We start from the raw sequence: 2,773 nt of genomic DNA on the forward strand, positions 1-2,773 counted from the left end.
AGCGCGGGCGTGCTCGCCCCGCCCGCCATCGGCGCGGCCACCAGCGGGACCGTCCACCCGAAGTCCATTGCGTGCTCCTCGAAGAAACCGTCCGGGCCCGACCGGATCCTGGAGCTCGACCTGCGGCGCGACGAGGCGGTGTGCCACGAGTACGAGTTCTGGGCCCGCGGGCTCGGCACCCGGGACCTGCCCCGCGGCACGCCGTCCCGCCCGTTCGTGCCCCGCGCCCCGGCGCGCCGCCGCGACCACGAGCCGGGCGAGTACGCGCGGCTGGTGCGCCGGGCGATGCCGCTGTTCGCCGCCGGGGACCTCTTCGAGGTCGTCCCCGGGCAGGTGTTCCACCGGGCCGGGCGGCAGCCGTCCGAGCTGTTCCGGCGGCTGCGGGCGGCCAATCCGGCGCCGCACAGCCTGCTCGCCAACCTCGGGGGCGGCGAGTACCTGGTGGGCGCCTCCCCGGAGATGTTCGTCCGGGTCCGCCGGGAGGCGGGCGGGTCCGGCCCGCGACTGGTGGTGGAGTCCTCCCCGATCAGCGGCACCGTCGCCCGCGGCGCCGACGCCCTGCAGGACGCGGCGCGGGTGCGCGAGCTGCTGGGCTCGGTGAAGGAGGAGTCCGAGCTGACCATGTGCACGGACGTCGACCGCAACGACAAGGCGAAGGTCTGCGTGCCGGGCACGGTGGAGGTCACCGAGCGGCGGCGGATCGAGATGTACTCGGCCGTCATCCACACCGTCGACCGGGTCCGCGGCGAACTGCGCGCCGACCGGGACGCGCTGGACGCGTTCCTGGCGCACCTGTGGGCGGTGACCGTCACCGGCGCGCCCAAGCTGGCGGCGGTGGAGTTCATCGAACGCCAGGAGCGCTCGCCCCGGCGCTGGTACGGCGGCGCGGTCGGCCGGCTGGGTTTCGACGGGACGCTGGACACCGTGCTGACCCTGCGCACCGTCCAGTTGCGCGACGGGGTGGCCACGGTGCGGGCCGGCGCGACGCTGCTGTACGACTCGGACCCGGACGCCGAGGAGCGCGAGACGGAGCTGAAGGCCGCCGCGCTGCTGCGGGTGCTGGAACCCCCGGCGCCACCCGCCGCGGCCGCGCCGGCCCGGGCGGCGGCACCGGGGCCGGGCAGCGGCCGCCGGGTGCTGCTGGTCGACCACCGCGACTCCTTCGTCCACTGCCTGGCCGACTACCTGCGGCAGACCGGCGCCCGGGTCGACACCTACCGCAGCGGCCGGCACCTCGCCGCGCTGGAACGGGAGCGGCCCGACCTGCTGGTGCTCTCCCCGGGCCCCGGCCGGCCCGGCGACTTCGACGTCAGCGGCACCCTGGCCGCGGCCGAGCGGCTGGGCGTGCCCGTCCTGGGGATCTGCCTGGGGCTCCAGGGCCTGGTCGAGCACTACGGCGGCGAACTGGCGACGCTCGGGCGCCCGGTGCACGGCAAACAGTCGGCGGTCCGGGTGGTGGCCCCCGACAGCGCGCTGCTCGCGGGGCTGCCGCCGGTGTTCGAGGTGGGGCGCTACCACTCGCTGCACGCGCCGGCCGGCGCCGTGCCCGAGGAGCTGCGGGTCACCGCGGTCTCCGACGACGGCGTGGTGATGGCGGTGGAGCACCGGCGGCTGCCGATGGCGGCGGTGCAGTTCCACCCCGAGTCGATCATGACGGCGGACGGCGGGGCCGGGCACGCCGTGGTCGCCAACGCGGTGGCGGCGCTGTGCGGCCGGACGGTGCCGGTCGCGGTGCCCGCCTGACGGCGGGCGGTGCAGACGGCGGGGCTGGTGCGGGCGGCGGGGGTGGTGCGGCCCCGCCGCCCGCCGGCTCACGCGGGTTCCACCAGCCCGGACTGCGAGGCGCGCACGCCCGCCTGGAAGCGGGAGGCGGCCTGGAGCCGGTTCATCAGCTCGGCGACGTAGCGGCGGTAGGTGCGCACCGACATGCCGAGCTCCCGGGCGGCCCTGGCGTCGGTGTAGCCCTGGCCCAGGGTCCGCAGCGTCCGGGCCATGGTGTCCTCCTCGTCCCAGTCCACCCGGGCCCGGGCCAGTACGGCGAGGTCCGCGGCCTGGTTCCACACGGCGGTGTGCAGCAGCCGCAGGGCGCGGACCTGGCCGGGGTCCAGGAGCACGGTGAGGCCCTCGCCGCCGGCGACCACGGCCGCGCTGCTGTCGTACACGGCCATGGTCGGCAGCGCGGAGGGCGACAACCGCACCTGCGCGCCGCGGGCGGCGAGGTCGCGCAGGCCCGCCACCGCGTCCTCGTCGCCGAGCAGGCCGGAGGGGAACAGCAGCCGCACGTCGGCCCGGTGGGGCGGCAGCCGGGCGTGCAGCCGGGCCAGCGGGAGCGGCGCGCTGACGGTGGAGTTGAAGGCCCGCACGGTCACGGTGGTGTGGCTCGCCCGGTGCAGCAGCCGGGCGGCCAGTGCCTGCACCTGGTCGGGCCCGGGCGGGGCCGGCTCGTCGACGGGGACGAGGTCGTGCAGCCGGGCGGCCAGTTCGGCCAGCTGATCGGCGTGGTGGCGCAGCGCTTCGAGGCGGTGGAGGCGCGGCCCCTGGGCCGCTCTCGCATAGGAGGTGCTCACGGTGGGTCTCCTTCGCGGGCGCCGGTGCGGCTACCGGCCGTCTTCCGGCCCGGTGGCGCGACGGACGGTGGCGTGGGTGGGCGGTTCGGCCCGCCAGGTCCCGGCGGCCGGGCAAGGGCGGCGTCCATGGTGGCGCGGGTGGTGAGGGTGGCGGCGGTGCCGAGGAGGGCGCCGACCGCCGTGACGAGGAGCGTCTCGGTGGCGAC

The 2,773-nt window shown here is 77.3% G+C and carries 2 protein-coding genes and 1 pseudogene; 1 reads left to right on the top strand and 2 read right to left on the bottom strand.

All coding sequences use genetic code 11. From position 1 onward, the window contains the following. A partial coding sequence (locus ACWEO5_RS38280; protein ID WP_452166677.1) for an anthranilate synthase component I occupies nt 1–1,743 on the top strand: 1,743 nt, incomplete at its 5' end. A gap of 68 nt (nt 1,744–1,811) precedes the next feature. On the opposite strand, the gene ACWEO5_RS38285 is transcribed toward ACWEO5_RS38280, so the two are convergent. Both ACWEO5_RS38285 and ACWEO5_RS38290 read right to left on the bottom strand, forming a co-directional pair. Further along, complete coding sequence (locus tag ACWEO5_RS38285; protein ID WP_452166678.1) at nt 1,812–2,567, bottom strand: DNA-binding response regulator; 756 nt, start codon at nt 2,565–2,567, stop codon at nt 1,812–1,814. After that, nucleotides 2,564–2,773, bottom strand: a pseudogene (locus ACWEO5_RS38290) (hypothetical protein); the annotation flags it as partial. The gene ACWEO5_RS38285 and the pseudogene ACWEO5_RS38290, both read right to left, overlap by 4 nt.

Source organism: Kitasatospora sp. NPDC004272 (genome assembly GCF_053603035.1).